This window comes from Ramlibacter pallidus (assembly GCF_015070875.1).
In the GTDB taxonomy this organism is placed as follows: Bacteria; Pseudomonadota; Gammaproteobacteria; order Burkholderiales; family Burkholderiaceae_C; genus Ramlibacter; species Ramlibacter pallidus.
In genome coordinates this window covers 724,215-745,400 of sequence record NZ_JADDIV010000002.1, presented here as the reverse complement: position 1 = coordinate 745,400, position 21,186 = coordinate 724,215, and the positions used below count along the sequence as shown (strand labels likewise).

At 69.7% G+C, this 21,186-nt stretch carries 24 protein-coding genes; 15 read left to right on the top strand and 9 right to left on the bottom strand.

The genetic code is table 11. The features are described from left to right. Positions 1 to 15: 15 nt before the first annotated feature. The 11 genes from IM787_RS08500 to IM787_RS08450 all read left to right on the top strand — a co-directional run bounded on the left by IM787_RS08500 (position 16) and on the right by IM787_RS08450 (position 10,489). Positions 16 to 720 carry a TetR/AcrR family transcriptional regulator gene (locus IM787_RS08500; protein ID WP_193676191.1) on the top strand — a complete coding sequence of 235 codons (705 nt, stop codon included), beginning with the start codon at positions 16 to 18 and terminating at the stop codon, positions 718 to 720. Next, on the top strand, positions 717 to 1,790 hold the full coding sequence (locus IM787_RS08495) for a C4-dicarboxylate TRAP transporter substrate-binding protein (RefSeq protein WP_193676190.1): 1,074 nt from the start codon (positions 717 to 719) through the stop codon (positions 1,788 to 1,790). Before IM787_RS08500 ends, IM787_RS08495 begins: the two co-directional genes overlap by 4 nt. Further along, complete coding sequence (locus tag IM787_RS08490) at positions 1,790 to 2,356, top strand: TRAP transporter small permease subunit (protein WP_193676189.1); 567 nt, start codon at positions 1,790 to 1,792, stop codon at positions 2,354 to 2,356. Before IM787_RS08495 ends, IM787_RS08490 begins: the two co-directional genes overlap by 1 nt. Continuing rightward, positions 2,353 to 3,675 carry a TRAP transporter large permease gene (locus IM787_RS08485; protein ID WP_193676188.1) on the top strand — a complete coding sequence of 441 codons (1,323 nt, stop codon included), beginning with the start codon at positions 2,353 to 2,355 and terminating at the stop codon, positions 3,673 to 3,675. Before IM787_RS08490 ends, IM787_RS08485 begins: the two co-directional genes overlap by 4 nt. Further along, complete coding sequence (locus IM787_RS08480) at positions 3,672 to 4,709, top strand: SMP-30/gluconolactonase/LRE family protein (protein ID WP_193676187.1); 1,038 nt, start codon at positions 3,672 to 3,674, stop codon at positions 4,707 to 4,709. Before IM787_RS08485 ends, IM787_RS08480 begins: the two co-directional genes overlap by 4 nt. Before the next feature lie 25 nt (positions 4,710 to 4,734). Beyond that, positions 4,735 to 5,544 (top strand): cyclase family protein, encoded by an 810-nt coding sequence (locus tag IM787_RS08475; protein ID WP_193676186.1) that lies wholly within the window; start codon positions 4,735 to 4,737, stop codon positions 5,542 to 5,544. A gap of 1 nt (position 5,545) precedes the next feature. Further along, positions 5,546 to 6,880, top strand: coding sequence for a fumarylacetoacetase (gene fahA, locus IM787_RS08470; protein WP_193676185.1), 1,335 nt, complete (start codon positions 5,546 to 5,548; stop codon positions 6,878 to 6,880). Positions 6,881 to 6,936: 56 nt separating this feature from the next. After that, positions 6,937 to 7,539, top strand: a complete 603-nt coding sequence (locus IM787_RS08465) for a TetR/AcrR family transcriptional regulator (RefSeq protein WP_193676184.1) — start codon at positions 6,937 to 6,939, stop codon at positions 7,537 to 7,539. 199 nt (positions 7,540 to 7,738) lie between these two features. Beyond that, on the top strand, positions 7,739 to 8,626 hold the full coding sequence (locus IM787_RS08460; protein WP_193676183.1) for an alpha/beta hydrolase: 888 nt from the start codon (positions 7,739 to 7,741) through the stop codon (positions 8,624 to 8,626). 71 nt (positions 8,627 to 8,697) lie between these two features. Beyond that, positions 8,698 to 10,056, top strand: a complete 1,359-nt coding sequence (locus IM787_RS08455) for a solute carrier family 23 protein (protein ID WP_193676182.1) — start codon at positions 8,698 to 8,700, stop codon at positions 10,054 to 10,056. Positions 10,057 to 10,066: 10 nt separating this feature from the next. Next, on the top strand, positions 10,067 to 10,489 hold the full coding sequence (locus IM787_RS08450) for a hotdog fold thioesterase (protein ID WP_193676181.1): 423 nt from the start codon (positions 10,067 to 10,069) through the stop codon (positions 10,487 to 10,489). On the opposite strand, the gene IM787_RS08445 is transcribed toward IM787_RS08450, so the two are convergent. Further along, positions 10,486 to 11,052 carry a cob(I)yrinic acid a,c-diamide adenosyltransferase gene (locus tag IM787_RS08445; RefSeq protein ID WP_193676180.1) on the bottom strand — a complete coding sequence of 189 codons (567 nt, stop codon included), beginning with the start codon at positions 11,050 to 11,052 and terminating at the stop codon, positions 10,486 to 10,488. The genes IM787_RS08450 and IM787_RS08445 overlap by 4 nt on opposite strands. Before the next feature lie 151 nt (positions 11,053 to 11,203). Between IM787_RS08445 and IM787_RS08440 the strand changes: the two genes are divergently transcribed. Together IM787_RS08440 and IM787_RS08435 are read left to right on the top strand one after the other, a co-directional pair. Continuing rightward, positions 11,204 to 11,779: an EF-hand domain-containing protein gene (locus tag IM787_RS08440; protein ID WP_193676179.1), complete on the top strand. Its 576-nt coding sequence runs from the start codon at positions 11,204 to 11,206 to the stop codon at positions 11,777 to 11,779. A 68-nt stretch (positions 11,780 to 11,847) separates the two neighbouring features. Next, positions 11,848 to 13,272 (top strand): FAD-binding oxidoreductase, encoded by a 1,425-nt coding sequence (locus IM787_RS08435; protein WP_193676178.1) that lies wholly within the window; start codon positions 11,848 to 11,850, stop codon positions 13,270 to 13,272. An 18-nt stretch (positions 13,273 to 13,290) separates the two neighbouring features. On the opposite strand, the gene IM787_RS08430 is transcribed toward IM787_RS08435, so the two are convergent. The 7 genes from IM787_RS08430 to mnmG form a co-directional block, all read right to left on the bottom strand. Then, on the bottom strand, positions 13,291 to 13,920 hold the full coding sequence (locus IM787_RS08430) for a hypothetical protein (RefSeq protein WP_193676177.1): 630 nt from the start codon (positions 13,918 to 13,920) through the stop codon (positions 13,291 to 13,293). Positions 13,921 to 14,180: 260 nt separating this feature from the next. Continuing rightward, positions 14,181 to 15,113, bottom strand: coding sequence for a ParB/RepB/Spo0J family partition protein (locus IM787_RS08425; RefSeq protein ID WP_193676176.1), 933 nt, complete (start codon positions 15,111 to 15,113; stop codon positions 14,181 to 14,183). A gap of 11 nt (positions 15,114 to 15,124) precedes the next feature. Next, positions 15,125 to 15,664: an RBBP9/YdeN family alpha/beta hydrolase gene (locus tag IM787_RS08420; protein WP_193676175.1), complete on the bottom strand. Its 540-nt coding sequence runs from the start codon at positions 15,662 to 15,664 to the stop codon at positions 15,125 to 15,127. Between the two features lie 25 nt (positions 15,665 to 15,689). Further along, entirely contained in the window at positions 15,690 to 16,502 is an 813-nt protein-coding gene (locus IM787_RS08415) for a ParA family protein (protein ID WP_193676174.1), read from the bottom strand. An 18-nt stretch (positions 16,503 to 16,520) separates the two neighbouring features. Next, positions 16,521 to 17,135, bottom strand: coding sequence for a LysE family transporter (locus IM787_RS08410; protein ID WP_193676173.1), 615 nt, complete (start codon positions 17,133 to 17,135; stop codon positions 16,521 to 16,523). 25 nt (positions 17,136 to 17,160) lie between these two features. After that, complete coding sequence (gene rsmG, locus IM787_RS08405; RefSeq protein WP_193676172.1) at positions 17,161 to 17,838, bottom strand: 16S rRNA (guanine(527)-N(7))-methyltransferase RsmG; 678 nt, start codon at positions 17,836 to 17,838, stop codon at positions 17,161 to 17,163. Beyond that, positions 17,835 to 19,787, bottom strand: coding sequence for a tRNA uridine-5-carboxymethylaminomethyl(34) synthesis enzyme MnmG (mnmG, locus tag IM787_RS08400; protein ID WP_193676171.1), 1,953 nt, complete (start codon positions 19,785 to 19,787; stop codon positions 17,835 to 17,837). Before mnmG ends, rsmG begins: the two co-directional genes overlap by 4 nt. 106 nt (positions 19,788 to 19,893) lie before the next feature. Between mnmG and IM787_RS08395 the strand changes: the two genes are divergently transcribed. Next, positions 19,894 to 20,475, top strand: coding sequence for an NADPH-dependent FMN reductase (locus IM787_RS08395; protein WP_193676170.1), 582 nt, complete (start codon positions 19,894 to 19,896; stop codon positions 20,473 to 20,475). Positions 20,476 to 20,494: 19 nt separating this feature from the next. After that, complete coding sequence (locus tag IM787_RS08390) at positions 20,495 to 20,755, top strand: YkgJ family cysteine cluster protein (protein WP_193676169.1); 261 nt, start codon at positions 20,495 to 20,497, stop codon at positions 20,753 to 20,755. On the opposite strand, the gene IM787_RS08385 is transcribed toward IM787_RS08390, so the two are convergent. Next, complete coding sequence (locus tag IM787_RS08385; protein WP_193676168.1) at positions 20,736 to 21,083, bottom strand: hypothetical protein; 348 nt, start codon at positions 21,081 to 21,083, stop codon at positions 20,736 to 20,738. The two genes, IM787_RS08390 and IM787_RS08385, sit on opposite strands and share 20 nt — an antisense overlap. Between the last annotated feature and the right edge of the window lie 103 nt (positions 21,084 to 21,186).

The following is a 21,186-nucleotide window of genomic DNA, read 5'->3' as shown; positions in this document are numbered from 1 at the left end:
GTTCAATCCGGCGCCATGGACCCCGGCCCCCGCACCGCCCGCCGCGCCGTCGACCGTTCCGAGCGGCCCGACCGGCAGCAGGCCATCCTGCTGGCGGCCGAGAAGCTGTTCGCGCAGCACGGCTACCGCGCGGTGTCGATCCGGCAGATCGCCGAGGAAGCGGGCGTGCCGCTGGCGCTGGTGAGCTACTACCACGGCCAGAAGCACGAACTCTTCCAGGCCATCTTCGACCACTGGCGCAGCACCGTCGACGAGCGCCTGGCCCTGCTGGCCGTGGCGCGCGAAGGCACGCCCGGGCCGCGGATGCTCAAGCGCGTGGTCGAAGCCTTCGTCGCGCCGGTGCTGCGCCTGCGCGCCAGCGAGGAGGGCGAGTACTACGCCCAGCTGGTGGCGCGCGAACTGTTCTACCGCACGCCCGAAGCGGCGCAGGTGCTCGAGGAGCACTTCGACCCGATGGCGCACGCCTTCATCGACGCGCTGCATGCCGCCTGCCCCGGCAGCACGCGCGCCGCCGCCGCCTGGGCCTACCAGTTCGCCGTCGGCGCCCTGCTCCACCACATCAGCGACGACCGCGTCGAACGCCTTTCGCGCCGGCAGAACCGCACGGCCGATGCCGGCGCCGGCCCGCTGCTGGTCGACTTCATCAGCGCCGGCACCGCCGCCGTGCTGGTGCCGGCCCCATCCACTGCCACCCGAACCCCCAAGAGGAGACAAGCATGAACCGTCGCACTTTCCGCCAATCGCTGCTGCTCGCGGCCCTGGGCCTCGCCTTCGCCGGCGGCAGCGCGCAGGCGCAGCAGGTGATCAAGCTCACGGCCGCCGCCGGCCACCCGCCGACCTTCCTCTGGGTCAAGACCATCGAGGACACCTTCATCCCCGAGCTGGACAAGCGCCTGGCCGCAGGCGGCAACAAGTACAAGGTAGAGTGGACGCGCGCCTGGGGCGGCACGCTCGTGAAGCTGGGCAGCGAGTCGAAGGGCATCGCCGACGGCGTGGCCGACATGGGCATCGTCAGCACGATCTTCGAGGCGCCCAAGTTTCCGCTGCAGAACGTCTCGTACTACACGCCCTTCGGCACCGAGGACATGGAGCTGGTGTCGCGCACCGTGGCCGACCTGCAGAGGACCATGCCGGCGATGGCCGACGCCTGGACCAAGAACAACCTGGTGTACCTGGGCGGCATGTCGCTGGACACGTACCACATCTGGACCAAGTTCCCGCTCACGAAGCTGGAGGACCTGCAGGGCAAGAAGATCAGCGCGCCCGGTCCCTCCGCCAACTGGATCCGCGGCACCGGCGCGGTCGCCGTCGCGGGCAACCTGAACACCTACTACGAGGACATCAAGTCCGGCGTGTCCGACGGCGCGCTGACCTTCGTCACGGGCGCCTGGGGCGCCAAGCTGCACGAAGTGGCGCCCTACATCACCAAGGTGAACATCGGCTCGCAGTTCGCCGGCGGCATCGCGATGAACAAGACGCGCTTCGACCGCCTGCCGCCGGAAGTGCAGGCGGCCATCCGCGGCGCCGCCGACGCCTGGACCGCGCAGTACGCGAAGGCGCAGGCCGCGGCCGCCGCCACGCTGATGCAGAACATGCTGCAGGCCGGCGCCAAGGTGAGCGAGCTGAGCGAGCCCGAACGCAAGCGCTGGGCCGACGCGCTCTCGCCGGTCGGCAAGACCTGGGCGGCCGACGCGCAGGGCAAGGGCCTGCCCGGCTCCGAAGTGCTCAATGCCTACAGCGCCGCGCTGGTCAAGGCCGGCACCAAGATGCCGCGGGACTGGACGAAGTGATGGGGGAAGCCCCCCGCGAAGCGGCGGCGGTGCACGACTCGTACGACCGCGCGCTCCCGTTCGGGATGCACCGCGTGTTCGGCGCGATGAACGTGCTGGGCACGCTGTGGATCCTGGCGCTGATGGTGCTGATCAACCTGGACGTGTTCGGCCGCAACCTGCTGGCGGCGCCGGTGCGCGGCGTCACCGAGATGGTGTCGCTGTCGATCGTCGGCATCGTCTTCCTGCAACTGGCCGACACGCTGCGCACCGGCCGCTTCACCCGCGCCGACATCCTGCTGGACCGCCTGAAGCGCACCCGTCCCGCGCTGGGTGATGCGCTGCAGGCGCTGTTCCACCTGGTCGGGCTGGCGCTGATGGTGGTCATCCTGCTGGCCAGCTGGGCGCCCCTGGCGGAAGCCGTGCGCATCCGCGAATACGTCGGCGCGGTCGGCGATTTCCAGGCGCCGGTGTGGCCCGTACGCCTGATCACGCTGGCGGGCCTGTGCGCCACGGCACTGTGCTTCGCACTGCTGGCCGGCATGGACATCCGCCGCATGCTGCGCCGCCGGGAGGCCGCGGCATGAGCAGCGTCACCATCGCGCTCGGCTCGCTGGTGCTGATGCTGGTGCTGATCTACGCCGGCCTGCACGTGGCGATCACGCTGGGGCTCCTGAGCTTCATCGGGGTCTGGTTGATCCGCGGCGATGCGGGCGTCGCCGCCAACCTGCTGGCGCAGGCGGTCAGCGATGCCATCGCCAGCCACATCTTCGGCGTGGTGCCGCTGTTCGTGCTCACCGGCTTCCTGGTGGCACGGGCCGACGTCGGCAAGGACGCATTCGAGGTCGCCAACCAGGCGTTCCGCCGCATCCGCGGCGGGCTCGGCGTCGCCACCGTGGCCGCCAACGCGGTGTTCGCCGCGATCACCGGCATCTCCATCGCCTCGGCCGCGGTGTTCAGCCGGGTCGCCGTGCCGCAGATGCTGCGCTTCGGCTACCAGCCGAAGTTCGCGGTCGGCGTGGTGGCGGGGTCGTCGGTGCTGGGCATGCTGATCCCGCCCAGCCTGCTGATGATCCTGTACGGCTTCCTCTCGGAGCAATCGGTGGGCGACCTGTTCACCGCGGGGATCGTTCCCGGCCTGCTGCTGGCTTTCGCGTTCTCGGTCGCCATCGTGCTGATGGCGTGGGGCAGGCCGTCGCTCGTGTACCGCAACGGCGAGGTGCAGCCGATCGCCGACGAGGCGCTGATGCCCGTGGGCGAGATGCTGCGGAAGATGGTCCCCATCGTCCTGTTGATCGGCATGGTGCTGGGCGGCATCTACGCCGGCTTCTTCACCGCCACCGAGGCCGGCGCGGTCGGTGCGCTGCTGGCACTGGTCATCGCGGTGCTGCGGCGCAAGCTGACGTGGCGCAGCTTCTGGGAGGTGCTCACCGAAACCGGCCACGTCACCGTGGCGGTCAGCTTCCTGATCATCTGCGCCAGCATCTACACCCGCATGCTGGCCATGAGCGGCACGCCGCAGGCGCTGGTCGAGTGGATGGCCGCCGCCGGACTGGGCGTCGCCGCCTTCCTGCTGCTCTACGTGCTGCTGATCCTGCTGCTGGGGACCATCATTGACTCCAGCTCCATCATGCTGATCGTGCTGCCGCTGATGTTGCCGATCGCGCAGCAGTTCGGGTTGAACCTGATCTGGTTCGGCGTGATCACCGTGGTGGCCGTGGAGGTAGGGTTGCTGACGCCACCGTTCGGCTTGAGCGTGTACGTGATCAAGAGCACGCTCGGGAAGACGGTCGACATCTCGCTGGGCGACATCTTCCGCGGCACGGCGCCCTTCACGCTCACCATGCTGGTGGTGCTCGGCCTGCTGCTGGTGTTCCCGCAGCTCAGCCTGGTGCTGCTCAAATGACCGACCCCAACCCCCTGGACGGCTTCGCCGTCGACCGCGCGGCGATCGGCTACGTCGGCACGGACCTGCAACGGCCCGAATGCATCCTGGCCGAACGCGATGGGACGCTCTGGGCCGCCGACGCGCGCGGCGGCGTGACGCGCATCGCGCCGGACGGCACGCAGCGCTTCATCGGCCAGCGGGCCGACGACCGCTTCGCGAAGGCGGACACGGCGAGCGCGCAGGATTTCGAATCCAAGTACACGCAGGGCACGCTGCCGAACGGCCTGGCCTTCGCCGCCAACGGCGACATCCTGATCTCGAACTTCGGCACCGACCTGCTGGAGGTGATGACGCGCGACGGCGCCACGCGCACGCTGGTTGACCGCATCGACGGCCTGCCGATCGGCAAGGTGAACTTCGTGCTGCGCGATACGCGCGACCGGATCTGGGTGACGGTCTCCACCCGCGTGAACCCGTGGACCACTGCCGCCGCCAGCCGCGTGCGCGACGGCTTCATCGCGGTCGTCGACGGGGAGGGGCTGCGCGTGGTGGCCGACGGCTTCCACTTCACCAACGAGGTCCGCCTCGACGCGCGCGAGGAGTGGCTCTACATCGTGGAGACCACCGGGCCCTGCATCACGCGCATGCGGCTGGACGAAACCGGCGGGCGCGTGCGCCTGGTCGACCGCGAGGTGTTCGGCCCCTCGCACCTGGGCGGTTATCCGGACGGCATCGCCTTCGACGCCCATGGCAACCTGTGGTGCACGCTGGTGATGACCGACCAGCTCATCGCGCTCACGCCCCAGGGAGACAAGCGCCTGCTGCTGGACGACGGCGAACCCGCCGCCAGCGCCAACCTGCTGCAGCGCATGGACGCCGGCACCGTCCGCCCCGAAGACATGCAGCGCGCGCACGGCGCCATCGCGCCGTGGATGGCGAGCGTCACCTTCGGCGGCCCCGACCTGCGCACCGTCTACCTGGGCAGCCTGCTCGGCACCCGCATCCCGTTCTTCCGCTCGCCGGTCCCCGGCCTGCCCATGGTTCACTGGTGAACCGGCCCACCCACAGGAGTCCGCCATGCCCCGCAAGTTCGTCGACCTCTCGATCTACCTCGAAAACGACGTGCAGTCCGACCCGCCCGGCTTCGGGCCGAAGATCGAGTACCTGCGCCACGACACCACCACCGAACAGATCGCCGGTTTCTTCCCCGGCCTGAAGAAGGAAGACCTGCCCGACGGCGAGGGCTGGGCGGTGGAGTTCGTGCAGCTGAACACGCACAACGGCACGCACCTCGATGCGCCCTACCACTTCCACTCCACGATGAACCAGAAGCTGGGGGAGAAGGAGCGCGCCATCGCCATCGACGAGGTGCCGCTGGAGTGGTGCTTCCAGCCCGGCGTGAAGCTGGACTTCCGCGACCGGCCCGACGGCTACGTCGTGCAGGCGCGGGACGTGGAGGAGGAGCTCAAGCGCATCGGCCACACGCTGCAGCCGCTGGAGATCGTGGTGGTGAACACGCGGGCGGGCTCGCGCTACGGCCATCCCGATTACGTCGCCGCCGGCGCCGGCATGGGCTACGAAGCCACCATGTACCTGCTGGAGCGCGGGGTGCGCCTGACCGGCACCGACGCCTGGAGCTGGGACGCGCCCTTCGTGCACACCGCCAAGAAGTACGCGGAGTCGCACGATGCGGGCCTGATCTGGGAGGGCCACAAGGCCGGCCGCGACATCGGCTACTGCCACCTGGAGAAGCTGCACAACCTCGAAGCGCTGCCCGCCGACGGTTTCTACATCAGCTGCTTCCCGCACAAGATCCGCGGCGCCTCCGCCGGCTGGACCCGCGCCGTGGCGATCTTCGACGACGCGCTGATGGCGTCGGCCCGCTGAGATGGCGATCGCGCTCAACGCCACGCACGACCCGGCCGCGCGCAGCTGGGTGCCGTCCGCCAACACCGACGGCACGGACTTCCCGCTGCAGAACCTGCCGCTGGCGGTGTTCCGGCGCCAGACCGCCGACGAGGCTTTCCGCGGCGGTGCCGCCATCGGGGACCAGGTGCTGGACCTCGCCGCGCTCGCCGCCTCGGGATTGCTGCAGGGCGATGCCCAGGCCGCTTGCCTTGCCTGCGCGCAACCGGCGCTGAACGACTACATGGCGATGGGCTCGGGTGCCTGGCGCGCGCTGCGCCACGGCTTGTTCGCCTTGCTGCACGGCGACGCCGCAGCCGCCGTGCAGCAGCAGGTGCGGTCCTGCCTCGTCCCGCAGGCCGAGGTGGAGTACGGCCTGCACGCGCGCATCGGCGACTACACCGACTTCTACACCTCGATCCACCACGCGCTGAACGTCGGCCGCCTGATCTTCCCGGACAACCCGCTCACGCCCAACTTCCAGTGGCTGCCGATCGCGTACCACGGGCGGGCGTCCAGCGTGCGGGTCGGTCAGGCCGGCTTCGGCTTCCGGCGCCCCATGGGACAGGCGATGCCGCCCGGCGCGAGGCAGCCTGCCTACGGGCCGTGCGCGCGGCTGGACTTCGAACTCGAGATGGGCTTCTACATCGGTCCGGGCAACGGGCTCGGGGAGCCGGTGCCCCTCGACGCAGCGGAAGACCACATCGTGGGCATGGTGCTGCTGAACGACTGGTCGGCGCGCGACCACCAGTTCTGGGAGATGAACCCGCTCGGCCCGTTCCTCGGCAAGAACTTCTGCACCACCGTGTCGCCCTGGCTGGTGGGCATGGAGGCGCTGGCGCCGTTCCGCGTGCCGTTCACGCGACCCGCGGCCGACCCGCAGCCTCTCGCATACCTGGATGGCCGCGCCAACCGCGAACATGGTGGCGTCGACGTGCAACTGGAAGTGCGGCTGGACACGCCGCGGCACCATGCGCGCGGCCTGGAACCCAGCCGCATCGCCGCCACGAGCTTCCGCCACCAGTACTGGACGCCGGCCCAGATGCTGGCGCAGCACACGGTCGGCGGCTGCAACCTGCAGCCCGGTGACCTGCTGGGCACCGGCACCGTCTCGGGGCCGACGCCGCAGGAGGCCGGCGCGATCGTGGAATTGAGCAAGGGGGGACGCGAGCCGATCGTGCTCCAGGGCACCGGCGAGCCGCGCACCTTCCTGGAAGACGGCGACACGGTGATCCTGCGCGGCTGGTGCGAGGCACCCGGCCGCGAGTGCATCGGCTTCGGCGAATGCCGGGGCACCGTCCTGCCTGCCCGCGGCTGACCCCGCGCGGCGACGAACGGTTTTGCCTTTTCGCACGCGCGTGCTAATCTCGCGCCATGGACGCCAAAACCGAGAAAGCCGAGCTCACGCGCGCCGCCATCGTCGGCGCCGCGCTGGACCTCGCCGCGGCCGACGGCCTGGAGGCGATCAGCCTGCAGGCGGTGGCCGACCGCGTCGGCTTGTCCAAGAGCGGCGTCTTCTCGCGGGTGGGCTCGCGCGAGGCGCTGCAGATGGCGGTGATCGAGGAGTTCGGCCGCCGCTTCATCGCCGACGTGTTCGTGCCGTCCATGCAGAAGCCCAAGGGCCTGCCGCGGCTGGACGAGATCATGCGCCGCTGGATCATCCGCGTGCGCGACGTCGAGGCCGAGCAGGGCTGCATCTTCACGGCCGGCGCCTTCGAACTCGATGACCGCGACGGCCCCTTGCGCGAACACCTGCACGGCGAGGTCACCCGGTGGCGCGCCGCGCTGCGCCGGACCGTGCTGCAGGCGATCGACACCGGCCACCTGAAGGCCGACACCGACCCCGAGCAGCTCGTGGCCGAGGTCTATGCCCTGGCCATGGGCCTCGTGCACGACGCCCGTTTCCTGCGCGACCCGCGCGCCGCCGAGCGTGCCCAGCGCACCTGGGAACGGCTGCGCTCCACCTACCTGAGCTGAGAACAAGCCGGAGACAACCCGCCGCAGTTTGGCTTGCCCATGTTTCGCACGACCGTGCGAGAAAGGAACCGATCATGTTCGCCCTCCTCTCCATCGCCGCCCTCTACGGCACCTGGCGCGTCGGCCGCGCCGCCTACGACAGCCTGCGCGGGCTGCCCCGCAACAACAACGACCTCGTGTTCATCTGAAGGACCCTGCCATGAGCACGCCTCCCACCGCCGCCGCCAGCCCCGGGTACTACCAGCCGGGCGCCGGCCTGCGCCTGTTCCGCTGGTCGCTGGGCACCGCCCAGAAACTGTGGCCCGCCTTCGCGGTGCGCGCGGCGGCCCGCCTGTTCATGACGCCGCTGCCGCCCAAGTGGCTGCAGCGGCGCACCCGCTGGGACGCCGGCTGGCGCATCGCGGCCTGGCGGTTCGAGGACGCCAGCCTCACCGTGTACGACCAGCCGGCTGCGCCGCATGGCCCGGTCGCCCTGCTGGTGCACGGCTGGGGCGGCCACGCCGGACAGCTGCTGCCGCTGGCCGCCGCGCTGGCGCAACACGGCTTCCGCCCGGTGCTGCTGGAGCTCCCGGCGCATGGCCGCAGCGCGGGCACCCGCAGCAGCCTGCCGCAATTCACCCGCGCGATCGACTACGTCGCCGGCCGCCTGCAGCAGGAGGGCCACCGCATCGGCGTGCTGGTCGGCCATTCGCTGGGCGCCACGGCGGCGGCCCACGCGGCCAGCCGGGGCGTCGCGGCCGAGCGGCTGGTGCTCGTGGCGCCGGCGGCATCCCCGCGAGGCTACACGCGCTACTTCGCCGAGGTCTTCGGCCTGACCGAGGGCACGCGCGCCGCCATGCAGAAGCACATCGAGTCGCGCGAAGGCATGCTGATGCAGCACTTCGAACCGCCCGCGGTGGCACCGCGCATCCGCGTGCCGACGCTGGTGGTGCACGACCGCGGCGACGGCGTGAACCGCTTCGCCGACGGCCAGGCCTTCGCCCACGCCATCACCGGCGCCCAGCTGGTCGCCACCGAAGGCCTCGGCCATCGCAAGCTGCTGAAGGACGCCGAAGTGATCGGTAAGCTGACGCTCTTCGCGGCCTGAGTCCCGTCGCCTTGCGCGGCACGGACATTGCACCTAGCATCGCTCCGCCACCACAGACAAGGAGCGAGGAAATGGGAATGTTCGACTGGACGGAGCGGCCCGCCGCAGTGCTGCAGCAAGGGGGCGTGATCGCGCCCGACGAGCGCCTGCCCTGGCCGCAGACCGCGGTCATGGGCGTGCAGCACGTGATCGCGATGTTCGGGGCCACGGTGCTGGCGCCCATCCTCATGGGCTTCGACCCCAACATCGCGATCCTCATGAGCGGCATCGGCACGCTCATCTTCTTCCTGGTGACCGGCGGCAAGGTGCCCAGCTACCTCGGCTCCAGCTTCGCCTTCATCGGCGTGGTGATCGCCGCCACCGCCTACGCGGGCAAGGGGCCCAACGCGAACATCGGCGTCGCGCTGGGCGGCATCATCGCCTGCGGCGTGGTGTACGCCATCATCGGCGCCGTCGTGCACGCGGTCGGCACCGGCTGGATCGAGCGCTTCATGCCGCCGGTGGTGACCGGCGCCGTCGTCGCGGTGATCGGCCTCAACCTGGCCGGCATCCCGATCAAGAACATGGCGCCGACCGACTTCGACAAGTGGATGCAGGTCGTCACCTTCGTCAGCGTCGGCTTGGTCGCGGTGTTCACGCGCGGCATGGTGCAGCGCCTGCTGATCCTGGTGGGCCTGATCGTCGCCAGCATCGTGTACGCCGTCCTCGCCAATGGCCTCGGGCTCGGCAAGCCGCTGGACTTCTCCGGCATCGCCAACGCCGCCTGGTTCGGCGCCCCCGGCTTCGCCGCGCCGGTGTTCGACGGGCGCGCCATGCTGCTGATCGCACCCGTGGCCATCATCCTGGTCGCCGAGAACCTGGGCCACATCAAGGCGGTGACCGCCATGACCGGCCGCAACCTCGACCAGTACATGGGCCGCGCCTTCATCGGCGACGGCGTGGCGACGGTGGTCAGCGGCGCCGCCGGCGGCACCGGCGTGACGACGTACGCGGAGAACATCGGCGTGATGGCCGCCACCAAGATCTATTCCACTGCGATCTTCCTGTTCGCCGCCGCGATCGCGATCGTGCTCGGCTTCTCGCCCAAGTTCGGCGCCGTGATCCAGGCGATCCCGCTGCCCGTGATGGGCGGCGTGAGCATCGTGGTGTTCGGCCTCATCGCCGTGGCCGGCGCCAAGATCTGGGTCGACAACCGCGTCGACTTCTCGCTGAACAAGAACCTGATCGTCGCCGCCATCACCCTGGTGCTGGGCACCGGCGACTTCACGCTCAACTTCGGTGGCTTCGCCCTCGGCGGCATCGGCACCGCGACCTTCGGCGCCATCCTGCTGTACGCGCTGCTGAACCGCGACACGTCGCCCGGCGTGTCGGTGGCCGACGCGCCGATGGTCGAGACGCCGACCGCGTCGACGCCGCGCACCCCGCGCTAACATTGGCGGCATGCCGATCTGGACCCGCCCCATCAGCGTCGAGGACCTCGCCGCCATCCACAAGGACACCGCGCCCGCGCACATCGGCCTCGAGTTCCTCGAGGTCGGTGACGACTTCATCGTCGGGCGGGTTCCGGTGGACCACCGCACGCGGCAGCCCTATGGCCTGCTGCACGGCGGCATCAGCGTGGTGCTGGCCGAGACGCTGGGCTCCTGCGGCGCGATCTACTGCGCGCCGCCCGGCCATCGCGTGGTGGGCCTGGACATCAACGCCAACCACCTGCGCGGCGCGACCGCGGGGTGGGTCACGGGCAGGACGACGCCCGTGCACATCGGTCGCAGCACGCAGGTGTGGCACATCGAGATGCGCAACGACGCCGGCGAACTGACCTGCGTCTCGCGGCTGACGATGGCGGTGCTGGCGCCGCGCTAAACCGCCGCGCCGCGCCGCAGCTTCTCGCTCTTCCAGTACACGTCGTCACCGCCGTTCATGCGGTTGAAGACGCGCGCCAGCACGAACATCAGGTCGGAGAGACGGTTCAGGTACTGGCGCGGTGTGTCCCGCAGCGCGTCCTGCACACCGAGTGCAACGACGGCGCGTTCGGCGCGACGCGCCACCGTGCGGCAGACGTGCGCCTGTGCCGCGGCGCGGTTGCCGGCCGGCAGGATGAACTCCTCCAGCTTCGGCAACTGCGCGTTGTGGTGCGCGAGCCCCGCATCCAGCGCCGCCACCGCGTCGGCCTTGAGCAGCTCGAAGCCGGGGATGGACAGCTCGCCGCCCAGGTTGAACAGCTCGTGCTGGATCTCCACCAGCAGCACGCGGGCATCGTCCGGCAGGTCCTCGCACAGCAGCAGGCCGATGTGGGAGTTGAGTTCGTCGACGTCCCCCATTGCATGCACCCGCAGGTGGTCCTTGGACACCCGCGTGTTGTCGCCCAGCCCGGTGGTGCCGTCGTCGCCCGTGCGCGTGGCGATCTGGGTCAGCCGCTTGCCCATGTCTTTGCTCCTGTGTGCCGCCATTGTCGGCCATGCCCGGCAGCGGTCCTACAGCGATTGACGGCAGAGTCGGCTCGTCCATTTCCACGGGTGGCTCCACCATGCGATCAGGCCGCCCGTGCCGAGGCGGCGACCTGAACAGGAGTCCGCCATGCATGTCCTCACCCGCCTTTTCGCCGTCGGCCTGTGCGCCGCCGCCGCTGCCTCTGCAGCGCAGGCCCAGCAGCAACGCCTCAGTCCCGCCCGATCGCCCGCGCCGACGACCTCGGCACCGGCCCGGCAGGCGCTGCCCAACCCGGCCGGCCTGAGCTCGCCCTTCCCTGCCGGCGTCAGTTCCGGCAGCGGCACGCGGGTCTCCACGGACCCGGTCGCCGCTTCGACCGCTCCCGCCGTGCCCTCCAGCGTGGTGCCCGGCGACGGCACCGTGACCGGCGGCAGCGGCGGCCTGGGCGTGCGTCCGGAACTCGGCCCGCCGGCCGCGCCCGCGACCAACGTCCTGGGTGCCGGCGCCACGGTGGCCGGCCCCAGCCAGTACCTCGGCGGCGCCGGCGGCTTCAACGCCACCGACCAGGCCCGCTCGTTCTTCTTCGCCGACGCCAACCAGGACGGCGAACTGACCCGCGCGGAAGCCGCGCGCCTGAGCATCCGCACCATGCCGTTCGAGGAGATGGACCGCAACTTCGACGGCGTGATCACGCGCTTCGAATACCAGGACGCGACCCGCTGACATAGGGGTTCGCAGGGGGTGCGCCGGGGGCAGGCCGTCTACACTGGCGGCCTGTCCCGGAGCACGCCATGAACGCACCCGCCACCCTTGCCCACCTCGTTCCCGAAGTCCAGCAGCGGGAGGTGCCCGCGGCGTTGCTGCAGGCGTTGAAGGCGCGGTTCGGCGACCGCTGCTCCACCGCCATGGCGGTGCGCGAGCAGCATGGCCGCGACGAATCCTCCTTCCAGGTGCCGCCTCCGGCGGCCGTGGTGTTCGCAGAGAGCACCGAGGACGTCGCCGAGGCCGTCCGGCTGGCCGCGGCGCACGACACACCCGTCATCCCGTTCGGCGTCGGCTCCTCGCTCGAAGGCCACCTGCTGGCCGTGCAGGGCGGCATCAGCATCGACGTCGCGCGCATGAACAAGGTCCTGTCGCTCAACGCGGAGGACCTGACGGTGACGGTGCAGCCCGGCGTCACCCGCAAGCAGCTCAACGAAGAGATCAAGAGCAGCGGCCTGTTCTTCCCCATCGATCCCGGCGCCGATGCGTCGATCGGCGGGATGAGCGCCACCCGCGCCTCCGGGACCAACGCCGTGCGCTACGGCACCATGCGCGAGAACGTGCTGGCGCTGGAAGTGGTCACCGCCAGCGGCGAGGTGATCCGCACCGGCACCCGTGCCAAGAAGTCGTCCGCCGGCTACGACCTCACGCGCCTGTTCGTCGGCAGCGAGGGCACGCTGGGCGTCATCACCGAAGTGACCGTGCGCCTGTACCCGCTGCCGGAAGCGATCTCCGCGGCGGTCTGCTCCTTCCCCAGCATCGAAGCCGCGGTGCGCGCGACCATCCAGGTGATCCAGCTGGGCGTGCCGATCGCGCGCGTCGAACTGATCGACCACAACACCGTGCGCATGGTGAACGCGCACAGCAAGCTCGGGCTGCGCGAAGAGCCGATGCTGCTGATGGAATTCCACGGCTCGCCGGCCGGCGTGAAGGAGCAGGCGGAGACCGTCCAGGAGATCGCCAAGGACTTCGGCGGCAACGCCTTCGAATGGGCCGCGACGCCGGAGGAGCGCACGCGCCTCTGGACGGCGCGCCACAACGCGTACTTCGCCGCGGTGCAGTCACGGCCCGGCTGCCGTGCGATCTCCACCGACACCTGCGTGCCGATCTCGCGGCTGGCAGACTGCCTGCTGGACTCGGTGGCGGAAGCCGACGCGAGCGGGTTGCCGTACTTCCTGGTCGGCCACGTCGGCGACGGCAACTTCCACTTCGGCTACCTGCTGGACCCGGATGACCCGAAGGAGCGCGCGGTCGCCGAGGACCTGAACCACAAGCTGGTCTCGCGCGCCCTGCAGCTGGGCGGCACCTGCACCGGCGAACACGGCGTGGGCCTGCACAAGATGGGCTTCCTGGTCGACGAGGCCGGCGCCGGCGCGGTCGACATGATGCGCACGATCAAGCGCGCCCTCGACCCGAAGAACATCATGAACCCGGGCAAGATCTTCGCGATCTGATCCGGGCGCCCGGGAGCCTCACAGCTCCTGGATCTTCCATTCCTCGTTGCGATTGCGGAAGGCGATGGTTCCCATCTTCTTGTCGTCGCCTTCGACGACGCCTTCCTTCTCGTAGTCGTCGCCCCACTGGATGCGCAGGTTGCGGATCGCCACGCCGATGCGGCGCAGGTCCTCGTTGGAAAGCTTCTCCACCCGCGTCTTCCACTGCGCCTCGGCCCGCCCCGTCAGGCAGTTCATCGCCGTCGCGCGGTCGGCGGCCTTCAGCGCCTCGACGAACACCGCCCAGGTCTTCTCCACGGAACTGAAGCGCGGGTCGGGCGCCTGCGCCATCGGCGCGATGTCCTGGAGCCACTCGTCCGTGCAGTGCGGCGAGAGCATCGTGCTGCGGCGGGCCTGCTTCAGCCGCGGGCCGACCGAGCGCTGGAACTCGGCCAGCGTCGCGCCGTGGCGCGCGTGCCAGGCGCGGTAGACCTCCTCGCTGCGCTCCGCGAACCCGGGCAGCGCCGCCCGGCAGCGCTCCAGCATCACCGTGATCTCCAGCACCTCGCGCTTGCGGCGCGAAGGCTTGGGTCCTTCGTCCCCCTCCTCGGCCCAGGCGGCCGGCGTGAGCGCCAGCGCCAGCACCATGAACAGCGTCTGCATCTTCATCGGATTCCTCCGGCAAGCACGATGCAGCCCATGCTAGGTGCGGGCTTCCCGCCAAGTTCCTTCAAGACGTTAACGGCGACCATCGATCGCCCGAAGCGCGCCGCCGGTCCTGGGTGAGTGCCTACTAAGCGAGCGCAAAAGGAGACAAACGTCCTCGAACACGCCGGTCCGGCCGTTCCTGCACCTCGGAACTGACGGAACGTGCGCACGAGGGGCGGCACCGACGCGCCGCTGGCGCCCTGCTCCGGTCGCCCCGGCCGCTAGCCTTCGCCGCGCAGCCGCTCGATCAGGCCATTGAGTTCGTCGAGCGAGCCGAACTGGATGCTCACCTCGCCGAGCTCCTCCACCCGTCCATGGCGCTTCACGCGCTTCTTCACGCGCACTTCGACTTCGGCGGTGAGCAGGTCCGACAGCTCCTCCTCGATGCGCCGCAGGTCGCGCGACTTCTCCTTCTTCGGCTTGGGGCTGACCAGGCTGAACTCGGCGCCGATCTTCTTCACCAGGCTCTCGGCCTCGCGCACCGACAGCTTCTTGTGCGCGATCTGGTTGGCGGCGGTGATCTGCGCCGCGCGCTCCAGCGACAGTAGCGCGCGCGCATGCCCCATGTCGATGTCGCCCGCCATCAGCATGGTCTGCACCGGGTCGGCCAGGTTCAACAGGCGCAGCAGATTGGACGCGGCGCTGCGGGAGCGGCCCACGGCCTGCGCGGCCTGTTCATGCGTCAGGCCGAAATCCTTGATCAGCCGTTGCAGGCCCTGGGCCTCCTCCAGCGGATTCAGGTCCTCGCGCTGGATGTTCTCGATCAGCGCCATCGCCGCGGCGGCCTCGTTCGGCACGTCCCGCACCAGCACCGGCACGCTGTCCAGGCCCGCGAGCCTGGCCGCGCGGAAGCGGCGCTCGCCGGCGATGATCTCGTACTTGCCCGCGTGCTCGCCCTCGCCGAGCCTGCGCACGAGGATCGGCTGCATGATGCCTTGCGCCTTGATCGACTCGGCCAGCTCGTAGAGCGCACCCTCGTCCATCCGCGTGCGCGGCTGGTACATGCCGGGCACCATGTCCGTGAGCATCAGCGACGCCGGGGTGCCCGCGTTGGAGCCGTTGCCGTCGCTGCCGGCCGCCGCGTTCTCGTGGACCTTGGGTCCGAGCAGCGCTTCGAGGCCGCGGCCGAGGCCCTTGGGTTTCTTCGTCACCATGGCTTTTCCGTTCAATCTTTCATCAGGTCCTGCAGGAGGACGTGTCCTTCGGGCCAGCTCGCCAGCCCCGCATCCGCGTTGATGTGGCCGCTGTCGCCGTGGTCGATGAACTGCGCGTTCCACGCCGAGGCGAACATGCGCGCCCGCCCGAAATCGCAGTAGGGGTCGTTGCGGCTGGCGACGAGCACGGCCGGGAAAGGCAACGCGTCCAGCACGACCGGGCTCCACGAGGGGATCTGCTCGCGCAACTCCGGCTTTTCCACGTCGCCGGGGGCGACCAGCAGCGCCGCCTTCACGCGGTGCGTGTTCTTCGAATGCGCGGCCCATGCGGCGACCAGCATGCAGCCGAGGCTGTGGGCCACCAGCACCGCGGGCTCCTCGCAGGTGAGCACCACATCCTCCAGGCGCGCGACCCAGTCGCCGCGCAGCGGCTTCATCCAGTCGTGCTGTTCCACCCGCCGGTAGCCGAAGCGCGCTTCCCAGAGCGACTGCCAATGGCGCGGGCCGCTGTTCTCCCACCCCGGGAGCAGGAGCACGTTGCGCGGCTTCATTGCTATGGTTTCAAGAGCAAGGATGTCAGGCGGCGCGAGGCATGGCGGCCGGCTTGAGCGTCCCGAGGCGGTCGACCATCTCCTTCGCGAAGTCGACGAAGGCCTGGCTGCCGCGCGCCGCCGGGTCGAAGGCGACACCAGGCAGGCCGTAGCTGGGCGCCTCGGCCAGGCGCACGTTGCGGGGGATCACGGTGTTGAACACCTTGTCGCCGAAGTGCGCCTTGAGCTGGTCGCTCACCTGCTGCTGCAGTGTGATGCGCGGGTCGAACATCACCCGCAGCAGGCCGATGATCTCGAGGTCCTTGTTCAGGTTGGCGTGCACCTGCTTGATGGTGTTCACCAGGTCGGACAGGCCCTCCAGCGCGAAGTACTCGCACTGCATCGGCACGATCACGCCGTGCGCGGCGCACAGGCCGTTGAGCGTGAGCATCGACAGGGAGGGTGGGCAGTCGATCAGCACGAAGTCGTACTCGGCGTCGACGGCGGCGATCGCTTCCTTCAGGCGCTTCTCGCGGCGCTCGACATCCACCAGTTCCACTTCGGCACCGGCCAGGTCGCGGTTGGCGCCGAGGATGTCGTAGCTGCAGCCGGCTTCCACCAGGCGCTCGCTGCGCACGCGGGCCTCGGCGATCGACGCCGATTCCAGCAGCACGTCGTAGACCGACAGCTTCAGCTGGCGCTTGTCGACGCCGGAACCCATGGTGGCGTTGCCCTGGGGGTCCAGGTCCACCATCAGCACGCGCTGGCCCACCTTGGCCAGACCCGCCGAAAGGTTGACCGTCGTGGTCGTCTTGCCAACCCCACCTTTCTGGTTGGCGACGCAGAAAATCTTGGCCATCGTTTGCCGACCGCTCTCTTATTTGCTGACGGCCAGCTTCACGCCGAAGCCGATGAGGAACACGCCCGCGAGCTTCTCCAGCACGCGCCCGACGATCGGGTTGGCGCGCATGCGCTCGGCCAGGAAGTGCGTGAGCAGCACCACGGCCAAGCCATAGGCGAAGGTGAGCGCCGCGATGGTCGCGGCCATCAGGCCGAAGGTCACCATACCTTGATGACGGGCCGGGTCGACGAAAAGCGGGAAGAAGGCCATGTAGAACACGATGGCCTTCGGGTTCAGCAAGGTGATCAGGCTGGCCTGGCGGAAATAGTGGCGCGGCTGGATGTTCAGGACGGGCTTGGCACCGGGCTTGGCGACCAGCATGCGGAAGCCCAGCCAGGCGAGGTAGGCAGCGCCCAGCCACTGCACCGCACGGAAGGCGGCGGGATAGGCGACCAGCAGCGCCGCGACGCCGGCCACCGCCGCCCACATCAGCACTTGGTCGCCGGCGATCACGCCGAAGGTGGCGGCCAGTCCGCCACGGATGCCGCCTTTGCTGGTGGAGGTGATGAGGGCCAGGTTGCCGGGGCCAGGGATGGCCAGGAAGATCAGGATCGCGGCGACGAACGCGCCGTAGTCAGCAACGCCAAGCATGGCCCCTCCGAAGTGAAGGCCGAGTTTAACGTCCGGGGCGTCCGGCACCCTCGGCGGCGCGCTTGCGCAGCCAGACGATGCAGCGTTCCGCCGACAGTTCGGGGACCGCCAGCTGTTCCACGTGGAACACTTCGGCTTGCGGCGGCAACTCGGCGATCTCGCCGTCAGGCATCTTCCCCTTCATGGCCAGCCAGGCCCCCTGCTCCGCCAGCGCACCACCGGACCAGTTCACGAAGTCCGCGAGGGAGGCGAAGGCCCTGGAGCAGATCACGTCGTACGGTCCGGCCAGGTTCTCGACCCGGTCGTGGACGCCGCGCAGGTTGAGCAGCTGGAGCTGGGCCGCAGACTGTTGGATGAAGGCCGCCTTCTTCCCGACCGTATCGACGCAGTCGACCTGGATCTCCGGCTGGCAGATCGCCACGACGACCCCCGGCAGTCCGGCCCCGGAGCCGACGTCGAGCATCCGGATCGCCCGACCTTGGGTGTGCCGCCGCAGCGGTCCGACCACGGCCAGGCTGTCGAACAAGTGCTGGACCAGCATCTCGTCCGCGCCGCGGACGGCGGTCAGGTTGTAGACCTTGTTCCATTTCTGGATGAGCCCGAGGTAGGCCAGCAACTGCTCCAGTTGCGACCCGCTGAGCTGCAGGCCCAGATCCGCCGCCGCCGCGCGCAGGCGGTCCGCCCGGTCTCCTTCGCTGCTCATGCCGCTGCTTGGCCGGACTGGTTCGCGGCTTCCGAGAAGCCCTTGACCTTGTTCTTGCGCAAATGCACCAGCAGCAGCGAGATCGCGGCCGGCGTCACGCCGGAGATCCGCGACGCGAGGCCCAGCGTTTCCGGACGATGCTTGTTGAGCTTTTGGCGGACTTCGATGCTCAGCGCCGAGACCTGCATGTAGTCCAGCTCGGCCGGTAGACGGAGATTCTCGTAATGCGCCGCGCGCTCCACCTCGTCCTTTTGCCGTTCGATGTAGCCGGAGTACTTCGCGGCAATCTCGATCTGCTCCACCACGGGCGCATAGAGCTGGCCCAGCGTTTCACGTGAAACAGCCGGGCTGGCCCACCGCCCACCCTCCAGGCTGACCAAGGACTCGTACCCCACGTCGGGCCGGCGGAGCAGGTCACCCAGGTTGTACTCGTGTTCCATGCTGGTGCCGAGGACACGCTGCGCCTCCGCGCCGGACACGATCCGGGGGTTCACCCACGTGGTCTTCAACCGCTCGGTTTCACGTGAAACAGCATCGCGCTTGCGGCAGAACGCGTCCCAGCGGGCATCGTCCACCAATCCCATCCGGCGGCCCGCTTCGGTCAGGCGCAGGTCGGCATTGTCTTCGCGCAGCTGCAGCCGGAACTCCGCCCGGCTGGTGAACATGCGGTACGGCTCGGTCACACCCTTGGTGATCAGGTCATCGACCAGCACGCCCAGGTAGGCCTGGTCGCGCGCCGCCAGCCATGCGGTTTCGCCCCGGCATTGGAGCGCCGCGTTGATGCCGGCGAACAGCCCCTGCGCCGCCGCCTCCTCATAGCCGGTGGTCCCGTTGATCTGGCCGGCGAAGAACAGCCCGGCGATCGCCCGGGTTTCGAAGCTGGACTTCAGCCCTCGCGGATCGAAGTAGTCGTACTCGATCGCATAGCCCGGGCGCAGGATGTGCGCTCGCTCCAAGCCGGGCAGCGTCCGGACCAGGCCGAGCTGCACGTCGAACGGCAGGCTGGTCGAGATGCCGTTGGGATAGAACTCGTTGGTGGTCAGCCCCTCCGGTTCCAGGAAGACCTGGTGGCTGGACTTGTCGGCGAAGCGGTTGATCTTGTCCTCGACGCTCGGGCAGTAGCGCGGGCCGACCCCTTCGATCTTGCCGGTGAACATCGGGCTGCGGTCGAAACCGGAGCGGATGATGTCGTGCGTGCGTTCGTTGGTGTGCGTGATCCAGCAAGGCACCTGCCGCGGGTGCATGGCGGCATCGCCCATGAAGCTGAACACGGGCACCGGGTCCAGGTCCCCCGGCTGCTCCTCGCACCTGGAGAAATCGATGGTGCGGCCGTCGATGCGCGGCGGCGTGCCGGTCTTCAGCCGGCCTTGCGGCAGCTTCAGTTCCTTGAGCCGTGCGGAGAGCGACACCGCCGGCGGGTCGCCCGCGCGGCCGGCGGCATAGTTGTTCAAGCCGACGTGGATCTTGCCGTCCAGGAACGTGCCGGCCGTGAGCACCACCGCCCTGCCCCGGAAACGGATGCCGACCTGCGTCACGGCGCCCACCACCCGGTCGCCCTCGACCATCAGGTCGTCGACGGCCTGCTGGAACAGCGTGAGGTTCGGCTGGTTCTCCAGCCGGCGCCGGATCGCCGCCTTGTAGAGGATGCGGTCCGCCTGCGCCCGCGTCGCCCGGACCGCCGGTCCCTTGCTGGAGTTGAGGATGCGGAACTGGATCCCGGCCTCGTCCGTCGCGATGCCCATGGCGCCGCCCAGCGCATCGACCTCCTTGACCAGGTGGCCCTTGCCGATCCCGCCGATCGACGGGTTGCACGACATCTGGCCCAGCGTCTCGATGTTGTGGGTGAGCAGCAGCGTGCGGCAACCCATCCGCGCCGCGGCGAGGGCTGCTTCGGTGCCGGCGTGGCCGCCGCCGACGACGATGACGTCGAATTCTTCTGGATAGAGCATGGGGAAGCGCCGAACCGGGCGCGGGGGCCGGAAGGGCCGTGTCGCAGGAAGGGGTCGATTTTACGGGCGGGGCGCCGCGCTGTCGCCTGTGGTGCAATCCGTCCCCATGAAGCTCCTCGTCTTCGCCGGCAGCACGCGGTCCGGCTCGTTCAACCGCCGGCTCGCCCGCGAGGCGGCGGCCATGGCACGGGCTGCCGGCGCCGAAGTCACGCACATCGAACTCGGCGACTTCGACGTGCCGATGTACAACGCCGATGCCGAGGCGATCGCCACGCCGCCGGACGTCATGAAGCTCAAGCAGGTGTTCCACGACCACCCGGCCTGGATCGTCTGCACGCCCGAATACAACGCCAGCTACCCCGCCCTGCTGAAGAACCTGCTCGACTGGCTGTCCAGCCCGGTGCGGGGCGACCCGGTCTGGAGCGACGACTTCCGCTTCAGCCGCGGCAAGGTGGTCGGCGTGCTGAGCGCGTCGCCGGGAGCACTGGGCGGCCTTCGCTCGCAGAGCCACTTGATCCCACTGCTCTTCAACCTGCACTGCTGGGTCGCGCCGCAGACCTATGCCTTGGGCCGCGCAGGCGACGCTTTCGATCCCGCCGGGAAGCTCGTCGACGACCGGGCCCGCGCACGGGTCCAGGGCGTGATCGACCAGGTGCTGCACGCTGCCGCGCGCCTGCACACCCCCTGATCCTTGCGACGAAGTAAGCGTGGACTGTCGCCCGAACTGCGGTGTCTGCTGCATCGCGCCTTCGATCACTTCGCCCATTCCCGGCATGCCGGACGGCAAACCCGCAGGCGTCCGCTGCGTGCAGCTCGACGCCGGGAACCGCTGCAGGCTGTTCGGCCGGCCGGAGCGGCCCGCGTTCTGCGGCGGCTTGCAACCGTCGAGGGAAATGTGCGGAGCAGACACCGGACACGCCATGCAATGGCTCGACCGGCTGGAACGGCTTACGACCCCGACGCCTTAGGCTTGCCCCGCCCGGCCGCCGCCTTGGGCGTTTCGGCCGGCGGCTTGGCGGTGCGCGAACTCTCCACCGGCGACACCCTGGCCTGGCGGCGCTCGCTCACCGGCGACGGCCGCTCGGCCCGCGCGCCGCGGCCGCTGGTCTTGCCCACGGTGGGCGGCGCATCCGCCGGCTCCGGCGAGGCCTTGTCGCTCACCGTGCTGTCCGCCTGCCCGTTCGACGTCGGGCTGGCGAACATCTGCGAATCCTCTTCCGCCCGGCGCGCGCGCAGCGCCTCGTCACCCTCGCGGGACGGATCGGCGGTGCCCGCGGGCTTGCGTCTGGATGCCATGTTGCTCCCCTGGCTGGTGTGGAAGCTCAGGCTCGCACCGCCGCCGCGCCAGCGGCGCAGGACAGGCGGCGCTTGCGGCGTCGGATGAGCCTGACGGCCGCCC

Coding starts and splice junctions, on each gene's coding strand:
- IM787_RS08500 (WP_193676191.1), top strand. CDS start 16: ATGGACCCCGGCCCCCGCACCGCCCGCCGCGCCGTCGACCGTTCCGAG.
- IM787_RS08495 (WP_193676190.1), top strand. CDS start 717: ATGAACCGTCGCACTTTCCGCCAATCGCTGCTGCTCGCGGCCCTGGGC.
- IM787_RS08490 (WP_193676189.1), top strand. CDS start 1,790: ATGGGGGAAGCCCCCCGCGAAGCGGCGGCGGTGCACGACTCGTACGAC.
- IM787_RS08485 (WP_193676188.1), top strand. CDS start 2,353: ATGAGCAGCGTCACCATCGCGCTCGGCTCGCTGGTGCTGATGCTGGTG.
- IM787_RS08480 (WP_193676187.1), top strand. CDS start 3,672: ATGACCGACCCCAACCCCCTGGACGGCTTCGCCGTCGACCGCGCGGCG.
- IM787_RS08475 (WP_193676186.1), top strand. CDS start 4,735: ATGCCCCGCAAGTTCGTCGACCTCTCGATCTACCTCGAAAACGACGTG.
- fahA (WP_193676185.1), top strand. CDS start 5,546: ATGGCGATCGCGCTCAACGCCACGCACGACCCGGCCGCGCGCAGCTGG.
- IM787_RS08465 (WP_193676184.1), top strand. CDS start 6,937: ATGGACGCCAAAACCGAGAAAGCCGAGCTCACGCGCGCCGCCATCGTC.
- IM787_RS08460 (WP_193676183.1), top strand. CDS start 7,739: ATGAGCACGCCTCCCACCGCCGCCGCCAGCCCCGGGTACTACCAGCCG.
- IM787_RS08455 (WP_193676182.1), top strand. CDS start 8,698: ATGGGAATGTTCGACTGGACGGAGCGGCCCGCCGCAGTGCTGCAGCAA.
- IM787_RS08450 (WP_193676181.1), top strand. CDS start 10,067: ATGCCGATCTGGACCCGCCCCATCAGCGTCGAGGACCTCGCCGCCATC.
- IM787_RS08445 (WP_193676180.1), bottom strand. CDS start 11,052: ATGGGCAAGCGGCTGACCCAGATCGCCACGCGCACGGGCGACGACGGC.
- IM787_RS08440 (WP_193676179.1), top strand. CDS start 11,204: ATGCATGTCCTCACCCGCCTTTTCGCCGTCGGCCTGTGCGCCGCCGCC.
- IM787_RS08435 (WP_193676178.1), top strand. CDS start 11,848: ATGAACGCACCCGCCACCCTTGCCCACCTCGTTCCCGAAGTCCAGCAG.
- IM787_RS08430 (WP_193676177.1), bottom strand. CDS start 13,920: ATGAAGATGCAGACGCTGTTCATGGTGCTGGCGCTGGCGCTCACGCCG.
- IM787_RS08425 (WP_193676176.1), bottom strand. CDS start 15,113: ATGGTGACGAAGAAACCCAAGGGCCTCGGCCGCGGCCTCGAAGCGCTG.
- IM787_RS08420 (WP_193676175.1), bottom strand. CDS start 15,664: ATGAAGCCGCGCAACGTGCTCCTGCTCCCGGGGTGGGAGAACAGCGGC.
- IM787_RS08415 (WP_193676174.1), bottom strand. CDS start 16,502: ATGGCCAAGATTTTCTGCGTCGCCAACCAGAAAGGTGGGGTTGGCAAG.
- IM787_RS08410 (WP_193676173.1), bottom strand. CDS start 17,135: ATGCTTGGCGTTGCTGACTACGGCGCGTTCGTCGCCGCGATCCTGATC.
- rsmG (WP_193676172.1), bottom strand. CDS start 17,838: ATGAGCAGCGAAGGAGACCGGGCGGACCGCCTGCGCGCGGCGGCGGCG.
- mnmG (WP_193676171.1), bottom strand. CDS start 19,787: ATGCTCTATCCAGAAGAATTCGACGTCATCGTCGTCGGCGGCGGCCAC.
- IM787_RS08395 (WP_193676170.1), top strand. CDS start 19,894: ATGAAGCTCCTCGTCTTCGCCGGCAGCACGCGGTCCGGCTCGTTCAAC.
- IM787_RS08385 (WP_193676168.1), bottom strand. CDS start 21,083: ATGGCATCCAGACGCAAGCCCGCGGGCACCGCCGATCCGTCCCGCGAG.